The following is a 17,731-nucleotide window of genomic DNA, read 5'->3' on the forward strand; positions in this document are numbered from 1 at the left end:
ATCGGAGCCGCGGGAACCGCAAGCGGCGGAAGCCGAGGTGACGAAGGCCGAGGTGCCGGAAGCCGAGACACCGACCGCCCGCGCGACGGCCCAACCGACGTCAGCCGAACCGAAGTCGGCGGAGCCGGAGCCGGAGGCGGCCCAAGCGAAGTCGGCGGAACCGGAGTCGGAGGCGGCCCAAGCCGAGTCGGCGGAACCGGAGCCGCGGGAACCGCAAGCGGCGGAAGCCGAGGTGACGGAGGCCGAGGCGGCGGGCCCCGGGGCGCACGGCTCGGGCGTTGGGCCCGTGCCGGAACCCGGCCTGGCGTCGGAACCCGGTCCCGCGCCCGCCGTTGCCCCCGCTCCGGAGGTCGACCCGGCCGCCGCCCCCGCGGAGCCCGCCCGGCGGTCCGTCCGGTGGCCCTGGAAGGTCTGGTCCGCGTGGGCGGGGCGGTGGCGGGAGCGGCACCCCGCGGGCGCGCGGGCCCTGTCGGTCACGGTCACCGTGCTGGCCGCCGTCCTCGTGGTCGCCGCGCTCGTGATGCCCAACAGCGTCGTGCACCTGGGGCCCGCCAAGTTCCTGCGGATTCCGGGGGAAGCCGTCGTCGGCGCGGCGGTGATGCTCGCGCTGCCGCGCCGGCCCCGGGTGGTGCTGGCGGCGGTGTCCGGGGTCGCGCTCGGCGCCATGACCCTGCTCAACGCGCTCGACATGGGCTTCAACCAGTACCTGGGCCGCAGCTTCAACCTCGTCCTCGACTGGAGCCTGCTGACCGACGCGGAGTCGTACCTGGAGGACTCCCTCGGCCGGACCACCACCCTCGCGGCCGTGGCCGGCGTGATCGCCCTGGTGCTCCTCCTCTTCGTCGTGCTGGCGCTGTCCACGGTCCGGCTGAGCAACGTGCTCGCCCGGCACACCGGCACCGCGACCCGGGGCACGCTGATCGCCGGGGTCGTCTGGATCACCTGCTCCTCCCTGGGCCTGCAGGTGTCCGGCGTGCCGCTCGCCTCCGAACGGACGGCCACCGCGCTGAAGGTCCAGGCCCGGCGTGTCTCGGACACCCTCAGGGACGAGGCGGAGTTCCGGAAGGTGGCCCGGGTCGACGCCTTCGGCAACACCCCGGGCAGCCAGCTCGTCCCGGACCTGCGCGGCAAGGACATGATCTTCACCTTCATCGAGTCCTACGGCCGCAGCGCGATCGAGGACCCGATCATGGCGCCCGGCGTGGACAGGACCCTCGACGTCCGGACCAAGGCCCTGGCCGCGGCGGGCTTCCACGCCAAGAGCGGCTGGCTGACCTCGGCGACCTACGGCGGCAGCAGCTGGCTCGGCCACTCCACCACCATGTCGGGCCTGTGGATCAGCAACCAGCAGCGCTACCGGACCGTCATGGCGAGCGACCACATGAGCCTGACGGAGGCGTTCGAGCGGACCGGCGCGTTCGACACGGTCGGCGTGATGCCCGGTGTGCAGAAGGGCTGGCCGGAGCAGAAGTGGTACGGCCTCGGCAAGGTGTACAACGCCTTCCAGCTGGGCTACAAGGGGCCGAAGTTCAGCTGGTCGACCATGCCCGACCAGTACGCGCTCCAGCAGTACCAGGAGCGGGTGCACAGCAAGCGGCCGGCCGGCGGCAAGTCGCGGATGTCGCTGCTCATCCTGACGTCCAGCCACCAGCCGTGGGCGCCCATTCCGAAGATGGTGGGCTGGGACCGGCTGGGCGACGGCTCGGTGTTCAAGGGCATCGAGGCGGCGGGCAACGACCCGGCCGACGTCATCGCCGACACCACCAAGTCCCGTGAGGAGTACGGCAAGTCGGTGCAGTACTCGGTGACCGCGCTGACCGAGTGGCTGGAGCGCTACGGCACCGAGGACACCGTGCTGGTGTTCCTCGGCGACCACCAGCCGATCGCCCGGGTCAGCGGCAACCACGCCAGCCGTGACGTGCCGGTCTCGATCGTGGCCAAGGATCCGCGGGTGCTCGACAAGGTCGCCGACTGGCACTGGACGGACGGTCTGCGCCCGGCCCACGACGCGCCGGTGTGGAAGATGAGTTCCTTCCGCGACCGCTTCCTGACGGCGTACGGCTCGACCCCGCACCCCAGGAAGGGCTGATCAGCCGCCCGAGGTGTCGAGCTCGGCGTCCTCGCCGACGCCCGCGCAGTCGTACGGGTCCTTCAGCCAGCCGTCCGGCAGCACGACGCGGTTGTTGCCGGAGGTACGCCCCCGGGGCCCGTCCGCGCCGGCCGGCCAGGCCTGGTCGAGGTCCAGCTCGTCCAGGCCGGCCCGCAGTTCCTCCAGCGAGGAGGTGATCGCGAGCCGCTTGCGCATCTCGGAGCCGACGGCGAAGCCCTTGAGGTACCAGGCGACGTGCTTGCGGAAGTCGACCACGCCCTTGGACTCCTCGCCGGCCCACTCGCCGAGCAGAGTGGCGTGCCGCACCATGACGTCGGCCACCTCGCGCAGGGCGGGGCGGGCGACGTCGTCGGGCCGGCCCTCGAAGGCGGCCACCAGGTCGGCGAACAGCCACGGGCGGCCCAGGCAGCCGCGGCCCACGACCACCCCGTCGCAGCCCGTCTCGCGCACCATCCGCAGCGCGTCCTCGGCGCACCAGATGTCGCCGTTGCCGAGCACGGGGATCTCCGGGACGTGCTCCTTCAGCCGGGCGATGGCGTCCCAGTCGGCGGTGCCGCCGTAGTGCTGGGCGGCGGTACGGCCGTGCAGGGCGATGGCCGTGACGCCCTCCTCGACGGCGATGCGGCCCGCGTCGAGGAAGGTGATGTGGTCGTCGTCGATGCCCTTGCGCATCTTCATGGTCACCGGCAGGTCGCCGGCGCCCGAGACCGCCTCGCGCAGGATCGCCCGGAGCAGGTTCCGCTTGTAGGGCAGGGCGGAGCCGCCGCCCTTGCGGGTGACCTTGGGGACCGGGCAGCCGAAGTTCAGGTCGATGTGGTCGGCCAGGTCCTCCTCCGCGATCATGCGGACGGCCTTGCCGACGGTCGCCGGGTCGACGCCGTACAGCTGGATCGACCGCGGCCGCTCGCTCGCGTCGAACCGGATCAGCTGCATGGTCTTCTCGTTGCGCTCGACCAGCGCCCGGGTCGTGATCATCTCGCTGACGAACAGGCCCTTGCCGCCGCTGAACTCCCGGCACAGGGTGCGGAACGGCGCGTTCGTGATACCCGCCATGGGGGCGAGCACGACGGGCGGCTGCACGGTGTGCGGGCCGATCTGCAAGGGGGACTGGGGCGTGGGCATTGCCCCATTGTCACCCATCGACAAAGATCATGTATCACTCATTAGTTAGACGCACTATCGAAGCGGACGTAGGATGGAGCGCATGCCCGAGTTGAGTCACCGCCGACGCATGCTGGTGCTCGCGATCTGCTGTATGAGCCTGCTGATCGTGAGCCTCGACAACACCGCGCTGAACGTGGCGCTGCCCTCGATGGAGCGCGACCTGCACGCCACCACCTCCGGGCTGCAGTGGACGATCGACGCCTACACGCTCGTCCTGGCCTCGCTGCTCATGCTCGCCGGCTCCACGGCCGACCGCATCGGCCGCAAGCGGGTCTTCATGACCGGCCTGGTGCTGTTCTCCGTCGGCTCCCTGCTCTGCTCCCTGGCACCCGACCTGGAACTGCTCGTCGTGTTCCGGATGATCCAGGCGGTGGGCGGCTCGATGCTCAACCCGGTCGCCATGTCGATCATCACCAACACCTTCACCGACTCCCGCGAACGCGCCCGCGCGATCGGCGTGTGGGGCGCGGTGGTCGGCATCTCCATGGCCGCGGGCCCGCTGGTCGGCGGGCTGCTCGTGCAGTCGGTGAGCTGGCGCGCCATCTTCTGGGTCAACCTGCCGGTCGGTCTCGCCGCCCTGCTCCTCACCCTCCGCTTCGTGCCCGAGTCCCGCGCGCCCAAGGCCCGCCGCCCGGACCCCGTCGGCCAGCTGCTGGTGATCGCCCTGTTCGGCTCGCTGACGTACGCGATCATCGAGGCGCCGGACGCGGGCGCGGCCACGGTTGCCCCCTTCGCGGTGATCGCCGTGGCGGCCCTGCTGGCCCTCGTGTGGTACGAACCCCGGCGCGCCGAACCCCTCATCGACCTGCGCTTCTTCCGCTCCGCGCCGTTCAGCGGGGCGACCGTGATCGCGGTCAGCGCCTTCGCCGCGCTGGGCGGCTTCCTCTTCCTGTCCACCCTGTACCTGCAGAACGTGCGCGGTCTCGACGCCCTGCACGCGGGGCTGTGGATGCTGCCCATGGCCGCGCCGACGTTCCTGTGCGCGCCGCTGTCCGGCCGGCTGGTCGGCAGCCGGGGTCCGCGGCTGCCCCTCCTCGTGGCGGGTACGGCGATGACGGCGAGCGGCGTGCTGTTCGCGGTCTTCGAGGCGGAGACCTCCAACACCACGCTCTTCATCGGGTACGTCCTGTTCGGTATCGGCTTCGGCTTCGTGAACGCGCCGATCACCAACACGGCGGTGTCGGGCATGCCGCGCGCCCAGGCCGGGGTCGCCGCCGCGGTCGCCTCCACGAGCAGGCAGCTGGGTCAGACGCTGGGCGTGGCGGTCGTCGGCGCCGTCCTCGCGGCCGGCGTCGGCTCGTCCTCCTACCGGCAGGAGTTCGTCTCGGCCGCCCGCCCCGGCTGGTGGATCCTCACCCTGTGCGGTCTGGCCGTCCTCGTCCTCGGCCTGCTGACGAGCGGCCGCTGGGCCCACCGCACCGCCGAGCGCACGGCCGAGCAGCTTCGGTCCGCGGAGGTGCGCCAGGTCGTGGGCGCTTCGGGAGCCGCCCGCTGAGCGGGCGCGGCGCCGCCGGTCAGTCCGCCCGCGCCAGGTCGTAGAGCCTCTCCAGACGCTCCCGCGTCTCGTCGTCGCGCGGGGTGTACGTCACCATCCGGGCGCCCGCCTCCGGGCCGAGCCAGAGGTCGGTGTGCTCCAGGCTGAGACGGCCGACGTGCGGGTTGAGGAACTCCTTGGTCCTGGTGCGGCCGGCGACCACCTCGTACCGCTCCCAGTTCTCGCGGAACGCCGGTGCCTCCTCCAGCCGCCCGAGCAGCATCTTCCAGGCGGGCTCGCCGAGGTGGCCGGCCAGGGAGGCGCGCAGCCGGGCGGCCATCAGGCGCTGGGTCTGCTCCAGGTGCACGACCGCCGACTGCCACTCCTCGCTGGTGTACACGAGCAGGATGCAGTTGCGGTCCTCGGGCGGGATCGCGTCCAGGTCGCCCAGCAGACGCCCGTAGGTGCGGTTGTAGGCGAGGATGTCGTACCGGCTGTTCTGGATGCAGGCCGGGATCGGGTCCAGCCGGCGCAGCATCTCGCGCAGGGCCGGGGTCACGCTCGGGCAGCTCGCCGCGGGCGACGGATCGGTGGCGCCGGCCAGCTGGAAGAGGTGGGCGCGCTCGCCGGCGTCCAGCCGCAGGGTCCGCGCGAGGGCGTCCAGGACCTGGACGGACACCTGGATGTCGCGGGCCTGCTCCAGCCACGTGTACCAGGTGACGCCGACCGCGGAGAGCTGGGCGACCTCCTCCCGGCGCAGTCCCGGCGTACGGCGGCGGGCTCCGCGAGGCAGCCCCACCTGCTCGGGCTTGATGCGCTCGCGGCGGCTGCGCAGGAAGGCCGCCAGCTCGTGCCGGCGGATCTCCGCACCCCGGGCGGTCGGCCGCGCGGCGGTCTCCTGGGACAGGGTCGTCATGTGTCCAGGGTCCCGCGATCGCCATCCTGTTGCCAGGTGCTCCTGGTACCAGGATGAGGAGACTCTGGTACCCGCCTCGGCGGGGGCGCAGGCTCGGGGGCATGAGCGAAACCGTCACCACCGCGAAGGCCGTCCGGACGGCGGCCGCCCCGCCCGCGCTCGGCGGGCCCGGACTGTTCACCGTCCTGCTGGCCGCGGCCCTGCCGCTGGTCGACTTCTTCATCGTCAACGTCGCCCTGCCGGCCATCGGCACGGACCTCGCCGCGGGCGAGGCCGTGCTGGAACTGGTCGTGGCCGGTTACGGGGTCGCGTACGCCGTGCTGCTGGTGCTCGGCGGGCGGCTCGGGGACCTGTTCGGCCGGCGTCGGCTGTTCCTCGGCGGCATGGCGGCGTTCGGGCTCACCTCGCTGGCCTGCGGGCTCGCCCCCGGCGCCTGGAGCCTCGTCGCGGCGCGGGTCGCGCAGGGCGCGTCGGCCGCGGCGATGCTGCCGCAGGTGCTCGCCACCATCCAGTCCGCCACGACGGGTGCGCGCCGGGCCAGGGCGATGAGCCTGTACGGCGCCACGGCCGGGCTGTCCATGGTGGCCGGGCAGATCCTGGGCGGGGTGCTCGTGGCCGCGGATGTCGCCGGTACCGGGTGGCGGTCGGTCTTCCTCGTCAACGTGCCCGTGGTGGCGGCCGGGCTGGTGCTCGCCGTCCGGTACGTGCCGGAGACCAGGTCGCGGCGTCCGGAGCCGGTCGACGTGCCGGGCACGGTCCTGCTCGCACTGTCCCTGCTGACGCTGCTCGCTCCGCTCACCGAGGGCCGGGCGGCGGGCTGGCCGCTGTGGACGTGGGCGTCGCTGGCGGCGTTCCCGATTGTCGCGGGGATGTTCTGGACCGTGGAGCGGCGGGCGGACCGGGCGGGCCGGACCCCGCTGGTGCCGCCCAGTCTGCTGGCGCTGGCCTCGCTGCGGCGCGGACTGCTGCTGATCCTGCCGTTCTCCATCGGGTTCAGCGGGTTCATGTTCGTCATCGCGCTCGCCCTGCAGCAGGGCGCCGGGCTGGGGCCGGTGCAGGCGGGGCTGGCGCTCGCGCCGATGGCCGTGGTGTTCCTGTTCGTCTCGCTCGCCGGACCGCGGCTGATCGCCCGCCACGGCACCCGCGTGGTCACCGCCGGAGCCGTCGTGCAGGGCGCCGGTGTGCTGCTGATCGTGCTGGCCGCCTGGCGGGACTGGCCACACCTGGACTTCGGCTCGCTGCTGCCGGGCGCGGCCGTGGCCGGTGCCGGGCAGGCGCTGCAACTCCCCAATGTGATGCGGATCGTGATGTCCGAGGTGCCGGCCGCCCGGGCGGGGGTCGGCAGCGGTGTGATGGTCACCACCCAGCAGTCCGCGCTCGCCCTGGGCGTGGCCACGCTCGGCACGCTGTTCCTGACCCTGGTTCCGCGTCTGGGCATGCGGGACGCGCTGGTCGCGACGCTGCTGGCGCAGTTGGCCGGGACCGTGCTGACGGGCCTGCTCAGCCTGCGGCTGCCCCGCGACATCGGCTGAGCCGGGCGGGCCGAGGGCACGGCTTGGAGAACTCACCGCGAATCTCGCCCTGTTGATGTTGGTCCTGCTGCACACTCCTTGCCGTCGGGTTGCCGGACGCGGGGACGGGAGGCGTCATGCCACGGGTCAGCACTACGAGCAAGGTCAGCCGCTGGGACCAGCACGGGCGGGAGCACGTCGTCAGAGTGCAGCGCGCGGGGGTGCAGCGCACGATCAGATGCGACACGTGCGGCTGGCGGCGGGGCGCCCAGTTCCTGCCGTGGCTGAAGGCCGAGGAGCACCTGGCCGAGGCCCACCAGGCGACGGTCGACCCGACGACGGCCCGCCAGCCGTCCCGCTGAGGACAGGTACGGCCGTCCCGCCGGGAACCGGGCCGGCCGGCCCGACGGCCACGTCGGACACCCCGGACACGCGGCGCCCGCCCGGATCGCCGCCCGCCCGGACCCGGACCCCGGGTAGACGGGACGGCGACGGCGGCAACTCCCTCCGCCGACGCGGGACGCCCGCTCCTGCGGTGGCTCAAGGCCGGGTCGCCGGGCGGGCCGTCGCGACGGCCCGCCGGATCGCCGGCGGGCGCGGAGCCCCCTGCCCTCGGCGGCGGGACTCCCGGCTGCCCGCGAGCGTCCGGGCGGCTACCCGCCGGCGTCCGGGCTCACCGGCCCGTCGGGGCCAGGCCGCGGAGCAGCAGGTCAACGACGGCCGTGAACTCCTCGTGGATCCCGGGGGCGGTCCACTCCCGGGCGTAGCAGGGGTCGTGGAAGCGGCCGGTGGCCTGGAAGACGGCGCGGGCCGCGGCGGCCGGATCGGCGACGGAGAACGCGCCCGACTCGGCCCCCGCCGCGACGATCCCGGTCAGCTGGGCGGTCAGCTCGGCTATGTGCTCGCCGACGACCGTGCCGTTCTCGTCGGTCAGCACCGTGTAGGTGGCGAAGAGTTCGGGGTCGTCGCCCGCCTTGTGCCGCTTGGCCTCGAACAGCGCCGCCAGCCACGCCCGCAGCCGCTCCTCCGGACTGCCGCCGTCGGCGACGATCCCGGCGAGCTTCAGCGACGTGCGGTCCAGCCAGCGCTTGGTGACGGCCTCGCGCAGTGCCGCCTTGGTGCGGAAGTGCCGGTAGACGCTGCCGTGGCTGACGCCGAGCGCGCGGGCCACGTCGACCACGGTGGCCTTGGCCGGGCCGTGGCGGCGCAGCACTTCCTCGGTCGCTTCGAGGATGCGCTCGGCGGTCAGGGTCTCGCTGGTCGGTGCCATGTTCTAGACCGTACCCGGCGGCCGGTTCAGCGCTCGCTGTCGAGGTGTGCCATCTGCGCGGTCGGGTAGCGGTCGCCGGCCGCCGCGTCCGCCGGGACGGCCTCCTCGATCGCCGCGAGGTCGGCCGCGTCCAGGGTGACGGCCAGCGCGCCCAGCGACTCGGTCAGCCGCTCGCGGCTGCGGGCACCGATCAGCGGCACGATGTCCTCGCCCCGGGAGAGCACCCAGGCGATGGCGATCTGCGCGACGCTCGCGCCCCTCTGCTCGGCGATCTTGCGCAGGGCGTCGACCAGGTTCAGGTTGTGCTGGAGGTTGTCGCCCTGGAAGCGGGGCGAGTGGGCGCGGAAGTCGCCCGCGGCCAGCTGCCGGTCACGGGAGAAGTGGCCGGAGATGAGGCCGCGTGAGAGGACACCGTACGCGGTGACGCCGATGCCCAGCTCCCGTGTGGTGGGCAGGATGTCCCGCTCGATGCCGCGGGAGATGAGCGAGTACTCGATCTGGAGGTCGGCGATCGGGGCGGTGGCGGCGGCCCGCCGGACGGTCTCGGCGCCGACCTCGCTGAGGCCCACGTGGCGGACGTACCCCTTCTCGACCAGCTCGGCGATCGCGCCGACGGTCTCCTCGATCGGTACGTCCGGGTCGAGGCGGGCGATCCGGTAGACGTCGATGTGGTCGACGCCGAGCCGCTGGAGGGAGTAGGCGGCGAAGTTCTTCACGGCGGCGGGGCGGCCGTCGTAGCCGCTCCAGTTGCCGTCGGGGTCGCGCAGGGCGCCGAACTTCACGCTGACCAGCGCCTGTTCGCGACGGGCGGGCGGTGCGGTGCGCAGGGCCTCGCCGAGCAGCATCTCGTTGTGCCCCATGGCGTAGAAGTCGCCGGTGTCCAGCAGGGTGACGCCCGCCTCCAGGGCGGCGTGGACGGTCGCGAGGGACTCCGCGCGGTCGGCGTCGCCGTACAGCGCGGACATGCCCATGCAGCCGAGGCCGAGGGCGGAGACCTTGGGGCCGGTGGTTCCGAGGGTTCGGGTTCGCATCGTCATGCCCCCACCTTGCCATGACAGCTGACAGATTTCAATATCTGTCATTCCATCTCTGTCATTCCCCCTCTGCCATCGATCACCGATCCCCATCCTCCCGATTTGGTCCAGACCTATTGACGAGAGGTCTGGACCACGAGCACTGTCGACGCCAGAACTGTCATGCCTACGACACCTCGCCGCACCCCCACCGGGAGGCCCGTATGCTCCGCCGCACCCTGTCCTTGCTCGCCGCCGCGCTCGCCACGGCCTGTCTCACCCAGCTCCCCGCAGCCGCCCCCGCCTCCGCCGCCGACACCTGCGCGGTGAAGTCCCGGCCGGCCGGCAAGGTGCTCCAGGGCTACTGGGAGAACTGGGACGGCTCGGCGTCCGGCGTCCACCCGCCGTTCGGCTGGACCCCGATCACCGACGCGCGCATCCCGGCCCACGGCTACAACGTGGTCAACGCGGCCTTCCCGGTGATCCGTTCGGACGGCACGGCACTGTGGGAGGACGGCATGGACACCGGCGTCAAGGTGGCCACGCCCGCCGAGATGTGCCGGGCCAAGGCGTCCGGCCAGACGATCCTGCTGTCCATCGGCGGTGCCGCGGCCGGCATCGACCTGTCGTCCGCCGCCGTGGCCGACCGGTTCGTGGCGACGATCGTGCCGATCCTGAAGACGTACAACTTCGACGGCATCGACATCGACATCGAGACGGGCCTGGTGGGCAGCGGGAACATCGGCCGGCTCTCCCCCTCGCAGGCGAACCTGATCCGGATCATCGACGGGATCCTCGCGCAGATGCCGTCCGGCTTCGGCCTGACGATGGCCCCGGAGACGGCGTACGTCACCGGCGGCAGCGTCACCTACGGCTCGATCTGGGGCGCGTACCTGCCGATCGTGAAGAAGTACGCGGACAACGGCCGGCTGTGGTGGCTGAACATGCAGTACTACAACGGCAGCATGTACGGCTGCTCGGGCGACTCGTACGCGGCGGGCACCGTGCAGGGCTTCACCGCGCAGACGGACTGCCTGGACAGGGGCCTGGTGGTGCAGGGCACGACGGTCAGGGTGCCGTACGACAAGCAGGTGCCGGGCCTGCCCGCCCAGCCCGGCGCGGGCGGCGGCCACATGTCGCCATCCCTGGTCTCCCAGGCGTGGAAGCACTACGGCGGCTCGCTCAAGGGCCTGATGACCTGGTCCGTCAACTGGGACGGCTCGAAGAACTGGACCTTCGGCGACAACGTGAAGGCCCTTCAGGGGCGTTGAGCGGCCGAGCGGACGAGTCGACGAAGGGGGCCGGACACGCGCATGCCGGGCGGGCCGATCGAATCGGCCCGCCCGGCATGCGCCGTGCGGACTAGGCGCCGATGAGGCGCTGGGCCAGGTAGCCCTCGATCTGGTCGAGGGAGACCCGCTCCTGCTTCATCGAGTCACGCTCGCGGACGGTCACCGCGTTGTCCTCGAGGGTGTCGAAGTCGACGGTCACGCAGAACGGCGTGCCGATCTCGTCCTGGCGGCGGTAACGCCGGCCGATGGCACCGGCGTCGTCGAACTCGATGTTCCAGTTCTGACGCAGCGCCTGGGCGAGGCCCTTGGCCTTCGGCGACAGCTCGGGGTTGCGGGACAGCGGCAGCACCGCGACCTTCACCGGCGCGAGACGGTGGTCGAGGCGCAGCACCGTGCGCTTCTCCATCTTGCCCTTGGCGTTGGGCGCCTCGTCCTCGACGTACGCGTCGAGGAGGAAGGCCAGCATCGCGCGGCCGACACCGGCCGCGGGCTCGATGACGTACGGCGTCCAGCGCTCGCCGGCCTCCTGGTCGAAGTAGGAGAGGTCCTGGCCGGACGCCTTGGAGTGGGCGCCGAGGTCGTAGTCGGTGCGGTTGGCGACGCCCTCGAGCTCGCCCCACTCGCTGCCGCCGAACTGGAAGCGGTACTCGATGTCGGCGGTGCGCTTGGAGTAGTGGGAGAGCTTCTCCTTCGGGTGCTCGTACCAGCGCATGTTCTCGGTACGCAGGCCGAGGCCCGTGTACCAGTTCCAGCGCTGCTCCATCCAGTACTCCTGCCACTTCTCGTCCTCGCCCGGCTTGACGAAGAACTCCATCTCCATCTGCTCGAACTCGCGGGTCCGGAAGATGAAGTTGCCGGGCGTGATCTCGTTGCGGAAGGACTTGCCCATCTGCGCGATGCCGAAGGGCGGCTTGCGGCGCGAGGTGGTCTGCACCTGGGCGAAGTTGGTGAAGATGCCCTGGGCGGTCTCGGGGCGCAGGTAGGCGACGGAGCCGGAGTCCTGCGTCGGGCCGAGGTGGGTGGAGAGGAGACCCGAGAACTGCTTGGGCTCGGTGAACTGGCCCTTGTTGCCGCAGTTCGGGCAGTTGATGTCGGCCAGGCCGTTCGCCGGGGCGTGGCCCTTCTTCTCCTCGTAGGCCTCTTCCAGGTGGTCCGCGCGGAACCGCTTGTGACACGCGGTGCACTCGGTCAGCGGGTCCGTGAAAGTGGCGACATGGCCGGAGGCGACCCAGACCTCGGGGGCCAGGATGACGGACGAGTCGATACCGACGACGTCCTCGCGCGACGTCACCATGTAGCGCCACCACTGGCGCTTGATGTTCTCCTTGAGCTCGACGCCCAGCGGTCCGTAGTCCCAGGCGGCACGCTGTCCGCCGTAGATCTCACTGCACGGGAAAACGAAGCCACGGCGCTTGCTCAGGCTGACGATGGTGTCGATCTTGTCGGCGGCCACGGTGCTCTCTTCATTACGACGACGGGCGTTGAAGCGAGATGCTTCCAGCGAATGATTCAGGTTACCGGCGCAGGCTCCCCCACGACCAAATCGGCCCCTGGTCCACGGCCCTCGGAGGGCTTGTTGACAACGGTTTCCATCTTTGTTGAAAATGACTGTCATGAACGTACGACGACGCCTCATATCCGCCGCCGCGGTCGGCGCGGTCACCGCACTCGGGATCGGCACCCTCACCGCATGCTCCGGCGACGGCGCGGCGGCGGCCGGCACCGGCAAGTTCGACGTCGTCACGTCCTTCTACCCGATGACGTTCCTCGCCGAGCGGATCGGCGGCAGCCACGTCCACGTAACCAGTCTCACCACTCCCGGCCAGGAACCGCACGACCTGGAGCTCAGCCCCCGGCAGATCGGCGGCCTGGAGAAGGCCGACGCGGTCCTCTACCTGAAGAACCTCCAGCCCGCCGTCGACCGGGCGGTGGCCCAGTCGCCGGCCGGGACGAAGATCGACGCGGCCTCGCTGACCACGCTGGAGAACCACGGCACCGAGGTCGGCGGCCACGCGGCCGCGCACGACTCCCACGACGACGAGGAGTCCGGCGGCAAGGACCCGCACATCTGGCTCGACCCGGTGCGCTACGCCCAGGTCGCCCGCGGCGTCGGCCACGCCTTCGCCAAGGCCGATCCGAAGCACGCCGCCGACTACGAGAAGAACACCGCCGAGCTGGTCGAGCGGCTGGGCGGCCTGGACCGGCAGTTCCGGGACGGCCTCGCGCACACGGCGGACAAGGTCTTCATCACCACCCACGCCGCCTTCGGCTACCTCGCCGAGCGCTACGGCCTCACCGAGGAGGCCATCAGCGGCCTGGACCCCGAGTCGGAGCCCAGCGCCGCGCGCGTGAAGGACCTGGAGCGAATGGCCCGGGCCGACGGCGTCACCACCGTCTTCTACGAGACGCTCGTCAGCGACGAGACCGCGAAGACCGTCGCGCACGACACGGGCCTGCGGACCGACGTCCTCGACCCGATCGAAGGCATCACCGGCAAGTCCCGCGGCACCGACTACTTCGCGGTCCAGCGGGCCAACCTCAAGGCGCTCCAGCGGGCACTGGGCGCCAAGTGAGCGGCACGGAGGGCAGGACCATGGGCGAACCCGTCATCACCATGCGCGCGGTGACCGCCGAACTCGGCGCGCGTCCCGTGCTGCGCGGCATGGATCTCACCGTCGGCCGCGGCGAGGTCGTCGCGCTGCTCGGCGCCAACGGCTCGGGGAAGTCCACGGCGATCCGCACGATCATCGGCCAGGTGCCGGTCAGCGGCGGCGCCGTCGAACTCTTCGGCACCGAGCGCCGGTCCTTCCGCGACTGGTCGCGCGTGGGCTACGTACCGCAGCGCACCACCGCGGCGGGCGGCGTACCGGCGACCGTGACCGAGATCGTCTCCGCCGGCCGGCTCTCGCGCACCCGCTTCGGCGTCTTCCGCAGGAGCGACCGGGAGGCGGTGCGCCGGGCCCTGGAGCTGGTCGGCATGGCGGACCGCGCCAAGGACTCGGCGGACGCCCTCTCCGGCGGCCAGCACCAGCGGGTGCTGATCGCCCGCGCGCTGGTCGCCGAGCCCGAACTGCTGATCATGGACGAGCCGATGGCGGGCGTCGACCTGGCCAGCCAGGAGGTGCTCGCGCGGACGCTGGAGCAGCAGGTGGCGGCCGGTACGACGGTCCTCCTGGTGCTGCACGAACTGGGCCCCCTGGAGCCCCTGATCGACCGGGCGGTCGTCCTGCGCGACGGCTGCGTCCTGCACGACGGCCCACCGCCCCGCGCGGTCGGCCAGCACGCCCTGCCCGGCCACGACCATGTGCACCCGCACGCACCGGCGGGCGCCGAACCGATCCGCACGGGACTGCTGAGCTGATGGAATTCCTCGACTTCGCCTTCATGCAGCGGGCACTGCTCGCCGCCGTGCTCGTCGGCCTCACCGCGCCCGCGATCGGCATCTACCTGGTCCAGCGCCGCCAGGCCCTGATGGGCGACGGCATCGGGCACGTCGCCATGACGGGCGTCGGCCTCGGCTTCCTGCTGTCGACGTCGCCGGTGTGGATGGCGACGGCCGTCTCGGTGCTCGGCGCCGTCCTGATGGAGCTGATCCGCTGGTACGGCAGGACGCGCGGCGACATCGCCCTCGCCATGCTCTTCTACGGCGGCATGGCCGGCGGCGTGATGCTGATCAACCTCGCGCCGGGCGGCTCCAACGCCAACCTGACGTCGTACCTGTTCGGCTCGCTGTCGACGGTGTCACCGTCCGACGTGCACGCGATCTGCGTGCTCGCCGCCCTCGTCCTGCTCGTCACGCTGGGCCTGCGCCGTCAGCTGTTCGCGGTCAGCCAGGACGAGGAGTTCGCCCGGGTCACGGGGCTTCCGGTGCGCGCGCTGAACCTGCTGACGGCGGTCACCGCCGCGGTGACCGTGACGGTCGCGATGCGCGTCGTCGGGCTGCTGCTCGTCTCCGCGCTGATGGTGGTGCCGGTGGCCGCGGCCCAGCAGCTCAGCCGGAGCTTCGCCGCCACGTTCGCGATCGCCGTCGCGATCGGCGTGGGCGTCACCGTCAGCGGCACGATCACCTCGTACTACCAGGACGTCCCGCCCGGCGCGACCATCGTGCTGCTCACCATCGCCGCGTTCGTCGCGCTGACGGCGCTGGCCGCTCCGCTGGCCCGCCGACGCGCTCGGGCGGCCGCCGCGGCCCAGCCCGCCGGTGACCCGGCGGAGTGCGCGATTCCGGCCGGCAGACGGGCCGGGGACGAGGTCGGCGTCTGACCGCGCGTCGCCCGGGCTGGCACAATGGCCCGGGCAGACGCCAGACGTGAGGAGGCAACCGGTGACGACCGCTGGACCGCCCGTGAAGGGTCGCGCGACCCGCCAGCGCGCAGCCGTGGCGGCGGCCCTGGACGAGGTCGACGAGTTCCGCAGCGCGCAGGAACTGCACGACATGCTCAAGCACAAGGGCGACTCGGTCGGCCTGACCACGGTCTACCGCACCCTGCAGTCCCTCGCCGACGCGGGCGAGGTCGACGTCCTGCGCACGTCCGAGGGCGAGTCCGTCTACCGCCGCTGCTCCAGCGGGGAACACCACCACCACCTGGTCTGCCGCGCCTGCGGCAGGGCCGTCGAGGTCGAGGGCCCTGCCGTCGAGAAGTGGGCGGAGGCGATCGCCGCGGAACACGGCTTCGTCAACGTGGCCCACACGGTCGAGATCTTCGGCACCTGCGCGGAGTGCGCCGCGGGCTGAGCCGGCGCGCGGCCGCTCAGGATCGGCCGAAGCAGCGCTCCAGTTCGTCGAGGTCGTAGAAGGCGCTGCCCTTCCCGACCGGCCGGCAGGCGGGCTTGAACGCCGTCTCCCGCTCGTTGTAGAGCATGCGGACCAGGTAGCGGTCGCCCTTCTGGAAGACGTCCCACTGGATGTTGCCGCCCAGCGGGGCGACCGAGGCGCCGCGCCACGGGTTGTCCGCGTAGGTGTACGGCTCCCCCGGCGCCGCCGGCTGCGTGCTGCCGGGCAGACCCATCAGCGCGGCCAGCGGGATGAGTTCCTCGGCGTGGGTGAAGCGCAGTTCGGCACCGAGGTCGCCGGTACCGGCGCGCTTGGCCTCGGCCTGCTCGAAGAGGTCGTCGAGGAGTACGCCCGCCATCTTGTAGGTGATGTCGCTGTCGGCGAAGCCGGGGCCCTTCTCGTAGAAGTCCTCGGCGTCGCCGAGCCGGCCGAACCACGCCGCGTCCCGACGGGAGAGGAAGCGCTCCATGCCCCAGCCCGCGCCGCCCGGGCTCTCCTCGGTCATCGCGGGGGCGATGGCGTACAGGTTGTAGACGGCCTGCGCGGCGCCGGTCCGGTCGGCGATCCGCTCGACGAAGGACTCCGTGAAGATCCTCCGCAGGACGCCGCGGGCGGCCCGCCCGGTCCTCGGCTGTTCGGTGATGCCGCTCAGGGTGTCCTTAAGGCGCTGGTCGTTCTCGATGTAGTCCCGGTAGGCCGCGCCGCCCGCCGCCTTGTGGGAGTACAGCAGGTCCTTATCGGTCCGGGTCGGGCCGATGAGCGGCTTCAGCGCCGGGTCGATCGCGGCGAGCGAGTCGGTGAACTCCTTCGCGCTGTCCACCGCCCGCCCCTGCCCGGAACTGACGACGTCGATCCGCTCGCCCTTGTCGGCGATCGCCGCGAACAGGGACGGCAGCCGGTGTGCGGTGCGCGCGGCGGTGTCCCGCATCTCCTGCCGCCCGCGCCCGCTGAGGTTGCCGTGGCCGACCTTCGCCATGGCGGCCTCAAGGGCGCGGACCGTCGGCCCGAACTCCTCACCGCGACGGGTCAGTTGCCCGGTGGCCTCGGCCTCGTCCCACAGTGCGAGGACGAGGTCGGCGTCCTCGCCGTCGGTCGCGGCACGGGAGCCGTGCCGGGAGACGTTCTCCGTGAGGACGGGCTCGAAGCCGGCCGGGGGCCGCTGGTAGGTACGCGGGTTCTGCTGGGGCGCGTACGGCGCCTTCGTGCCGTAACTCTCGCGGTGCGCGGGGCCGTCGGCCGCGTGTGCGGGCAGCGCGGTGAGCAGCAGGGCGCCGAGGGCGAGGACAGGGGTGAGACGTCTCATGAGTACCGCATCCTCGGCGGCCCGCGTGAATCCACGGTGGCTACGAGGTGGACTCGCCCTTCATGGCGGCTTCCATGGCGAGCAGGTCCTCGTTGGGGACGGCTCCGCCGAAGCGCCGGTCCCGGGAGGCGAACTCCATGCAGGCCCGCCACAGGTCGCGCCGGTCGAAGTCCGGCCACAGCACGTCCTGGAACACCATCTCGGCGTACGCGCTCTGCCAGAGCAGGTAGTTGGAGGTGCGCTGCTCGCCGCTCGGGCGCAGGAACAGGTCGACGTCCGGCATGTCCGGGTAGTACATGTACTTCTGGAGTGTCTTCTCGTTGACCTTGGACGGGTCGAGGCGGCCGGCCTTCACGTCCTCCGCGAGGGCCTGCGCGGCGTCGGCGATCTCGGCCCGCCCGCCGTAGTTCATGCAGAAGTACAGCGTGAGCAGGTCGTTGCCCTTGGTCTGCTCCTGGGCGACCTGGAGCTCCTTGGCGACCGACTTCCACAGCTTGGGCATCCGGCCCACCCAGCGCACCCGGATACCGAGGGCGTCGAGCTGGTCACGGGTCTTGCGGATGAAGTCCCGGTTGAAGTTCATCAGGAAGCGGACCTCGTCCGGCGAACGCTTCCAGTTCTCGGTGGAGAAGGCGTACAGGGAGATGTTGCGCACACCGATCTCGATGGAGCCCTGGAGGACGTCGAGCACCCGCTCGGCGCCCACCTTGTGCCCTTCGGTGCGCGGGAGCCCCCGCTCCTTCGCCCAGCGACCGTTGCCGTCCATGACGATCGCCACGTGGTTCGGGACCAGCTCGCCGGGGAGCTTCGGCGCGCGGGCTCCCGACGGGTGCGGCTCCGGCGCCTGGTAGTCGCGCCGCTGGCGCCCGAGGATCCCGCGTACCACCATGTGCTTCTCGTCTCC

16 protein-coding genes are annotated in these 17,731 nt (G+C 71.9%); 9 read left to right on the top strand and 7 right to left on the bottom strand.

The window, feature by feature from the left end; genetic code table 11:
* The first annotated feature begins 286 nt into the window (after positions 1-286).
* The gene (locus tag N8I86_RS13690) at positions 287-2,089 is read left to right on the top strand and encodes an alkaline phosphatase family protein (protein WP_263277879.1); all 1,803 of its coding nucleotides are present in this window, start codon (positions 287-289) and stop codon (positions 2,087-2,089) included.
* Here the strand turns inward: N8I86_RS13690 and dusB are convergent, their stop codons facing one another.
* Positions 2,090-3,232, bottom strand: a complete 1,143-nt coding sequence (dusB, locus tag N8I86_RS13695) for a tRNA dihydrouridine synthase DusB (protein ID WP_123437956.1) — start codon at positions 3,230-3,232, stop codon at positions 2,090-2,092.
* An 82-nt stretch (positions 3,233-3,314) separates the two neighbouring features.
* On the opposite strand from dusB, the gene N8I86_RS13700 reads away from it, so the two are divergent.
* A complete protein-coding gene (locus N8I86_RS13700) occupies positions 3,315-4,769 on the top strand; it encodes an MFS transporter (RefSeq protein ID WP_263277880.1) in 1,455 nt (484 codons plus the stop codon).
* A gap of 19 nt (positions 4,770-4,788) precedes the next feature.
* Here N8I86_RS13700 and N8I86_RS13705 read toward each other — a convergent pair whose 3' ends face one another.
* Positions 4,789-5,664: a helix-turn-helix transcriptional regulator gene (locus N8I86_RS13705; protein ID WP_123437955.1), complete on the bottom strand. Its 876-nt coding sequence runs from the start codon at positions 5,662-5,664 to the stop codon at positions 4,789-4,791.
* A gap of 101 nt (positions 5,665-5,765) precedes the next feature.
* Between N8I86_RS13705 and N8I86_RS13710 the strand changes: the two genes are divergently transcribed.
* Positions 5,766-7,196, top strand: coding sequence for an MFS transporter (locus N8I86_RS13710; protein WP_263277881.1), 1,431 nt, complete (start codon positions 5,766-5,768; stop codon positions 7,194-7,196).
* A gap of 116 nt (positions 7,197-7,312) precedes the next feature.
* Positions 7,313-7,537 carry a hypothetical protein gene (locus N8I86_RS13715; protein ID WP_073893768.1) on the top strand — a complete coding sequence of 75 codons (225 nt, stop codon included), beginning with the start codon at positions 7,313-7,315 and terminating at the stop codon, positions 7,535-7,537.
* A 311-nt stretch (positions 7,538-7,848) separates the two neighbouring features.
* Here N8I86_RS13715 and N8I86_RS13720 read toward each other — a convergent pair whose 3' ends face one another.
* The gene (locus tag N8I86_RS13720) at positions 7,849-8,445 is read right to left on the bottom strand and encodes a TetR/AcrR family transcriptional regulator (protein WP_073893770.1); all 597 of its coding nucleotides are present in this window, start codon (positions 8,443-8,445) and stop codon (positions 7,849-7,851) included.
* A 26-nt stretch (positions 8,446-8,471) separates the two neighbouring features.
* The gene (locus N8I86_RS13725; RefSeq protein ID WP_263277882.1) at positions 8,472-9,482 is read right to left on the bottom strand and encodes an aldo/keto reductase; all 1,011 of its coding nucleotides are present in this window, start codon (positions 9,480-9,482) and stop codon (positions 8,472-8,474) included.
* 200 nt (positions 9,483-9,682) lie between these two features.
* Here N8I86_RS13725 and N8I86_RS13730 point away from each other — a divergent pair, with 200 nt between their 5' ends.
* Positions 9,683-10,729, top strand: a complete 1,047-nt coding sequence (locus N8I86_RS13730) for a chitinase (RefSeq protein ID WP_263277883.1) — start codon at positions 9,683-9,685, stop codon at positions 10,727-10,729.
* 91 nt (positions 10,730-10,820) lie between these two features.
* On the opposite strand, the gene N8I86_RS13735 is transcribed toward N8I86_RS13730, so the two are convergent.
* Positions 10,821-12,203, bottom strand: a complete 1,383-nt coding sequence (locus N8I86_RS13735) for a glycine--tRNA ligase (RefSeq protein WP_073893776.1) — start codon at positions 12,201-12,203, stop codon at positions 10,821-10,823.
* A gap of 160 nt (positions 12,204-12,363) precedes the next feature.
* Here N8I86_RS13735 and N8I86_RS13740 point away from each other — a divergent pair, with 160 nt between their 5' ends.
* The 4 genes from N8I86_RS13740 (at position 12,364) to N8I86_RS13755 (ending at position 15,485) form a co-directional block, all read left to right on the top strand.
* A complete protein-coding gene (locus N8I86_RS13740; protein WP_073893778.1) occupies positions 12,364-13,323 on the top strand; it encodes a metal ABC transporter substrate-binding protein in 960 nt (319 codons plus the stop codon).
* Between the two features lie 20 nt (positions 13,324-13,343).
* Positions 13,344-14,111 (top strand): metal ABC transporter ATP-binding protein, encoded by a 768-nt coding sequence (locus N8I86_RS13745; protein ID WP_073893780.1) that lies wholly within the window; start codon positions 13,344-13,346, stop codon positions 14,109-14,111.
* Positions 14,111-15,013 (top strand): metal ABC transporter permease, encoded by a 903-nt coding sequence (locus N8I86_RS13750; protein ID WP_073893782.1) that lies wholly within the window; start codon positions 14,111-14,113, stop codon positions 15,011-15,013. Before N8I86_RS13745 ends, N8I86_RS13750 begins: the two co-directional genes overlap by 1 nt.
* 61 nt (positions 15,014-15,074) lie before the next feature.
* Complete coding sequence (locus N8I86_RS13755; protein WP_073893784.1) at positions 15,075-15,485, top strand: Fur family transcriptional regulator; 411 nt, start codon at positions 15,075-15,077, stop codon at positions 15,483-15,485.
* 16 nt (positions 15,486-15,501) lie between these two features.
* Here N8I86_RS13755 and N8I86_RS13760 read toward each other — a convergent pair whose 3' ends face one another.
* Positions 15,502-16,827: a histidine phosphatase family protein gene (locus N8I86_RS13760; RefSeq protein WP_263277884.1), complete on the bottom strand. Its 1,326-nt coding sequence runs from the start codon at positions 16,825-16,827 to the stop codon at positions 15,502-15,504.
* A 40-nt stretch (positions 16,828-16,867) separates the two neighbouring features.
* On the bottom strand, positions 16,868-17,716 hold the full coding sequence (locus tag N8I86_RS13765) for an isoprenyl transferase (RefSeq protein WP_073893788.1): 849 nt from the start codon (positions 17,714-17,716) through the stop codon (positions 16,868-16,870).
* Between the last annotated feature and the right edge of the window lie 15 nt (positions 17,717-17,731).

This window comes from Streptomyces albidicamelliae, from assembly GCF_025642175.1.
Taxonomy (GTDB): Bacteria; Actinomycetota; Actinomycetes; order Streptomycetales; family Streptomycetaceae; genus Streptomyces; species Streptomyces albidocamelliae.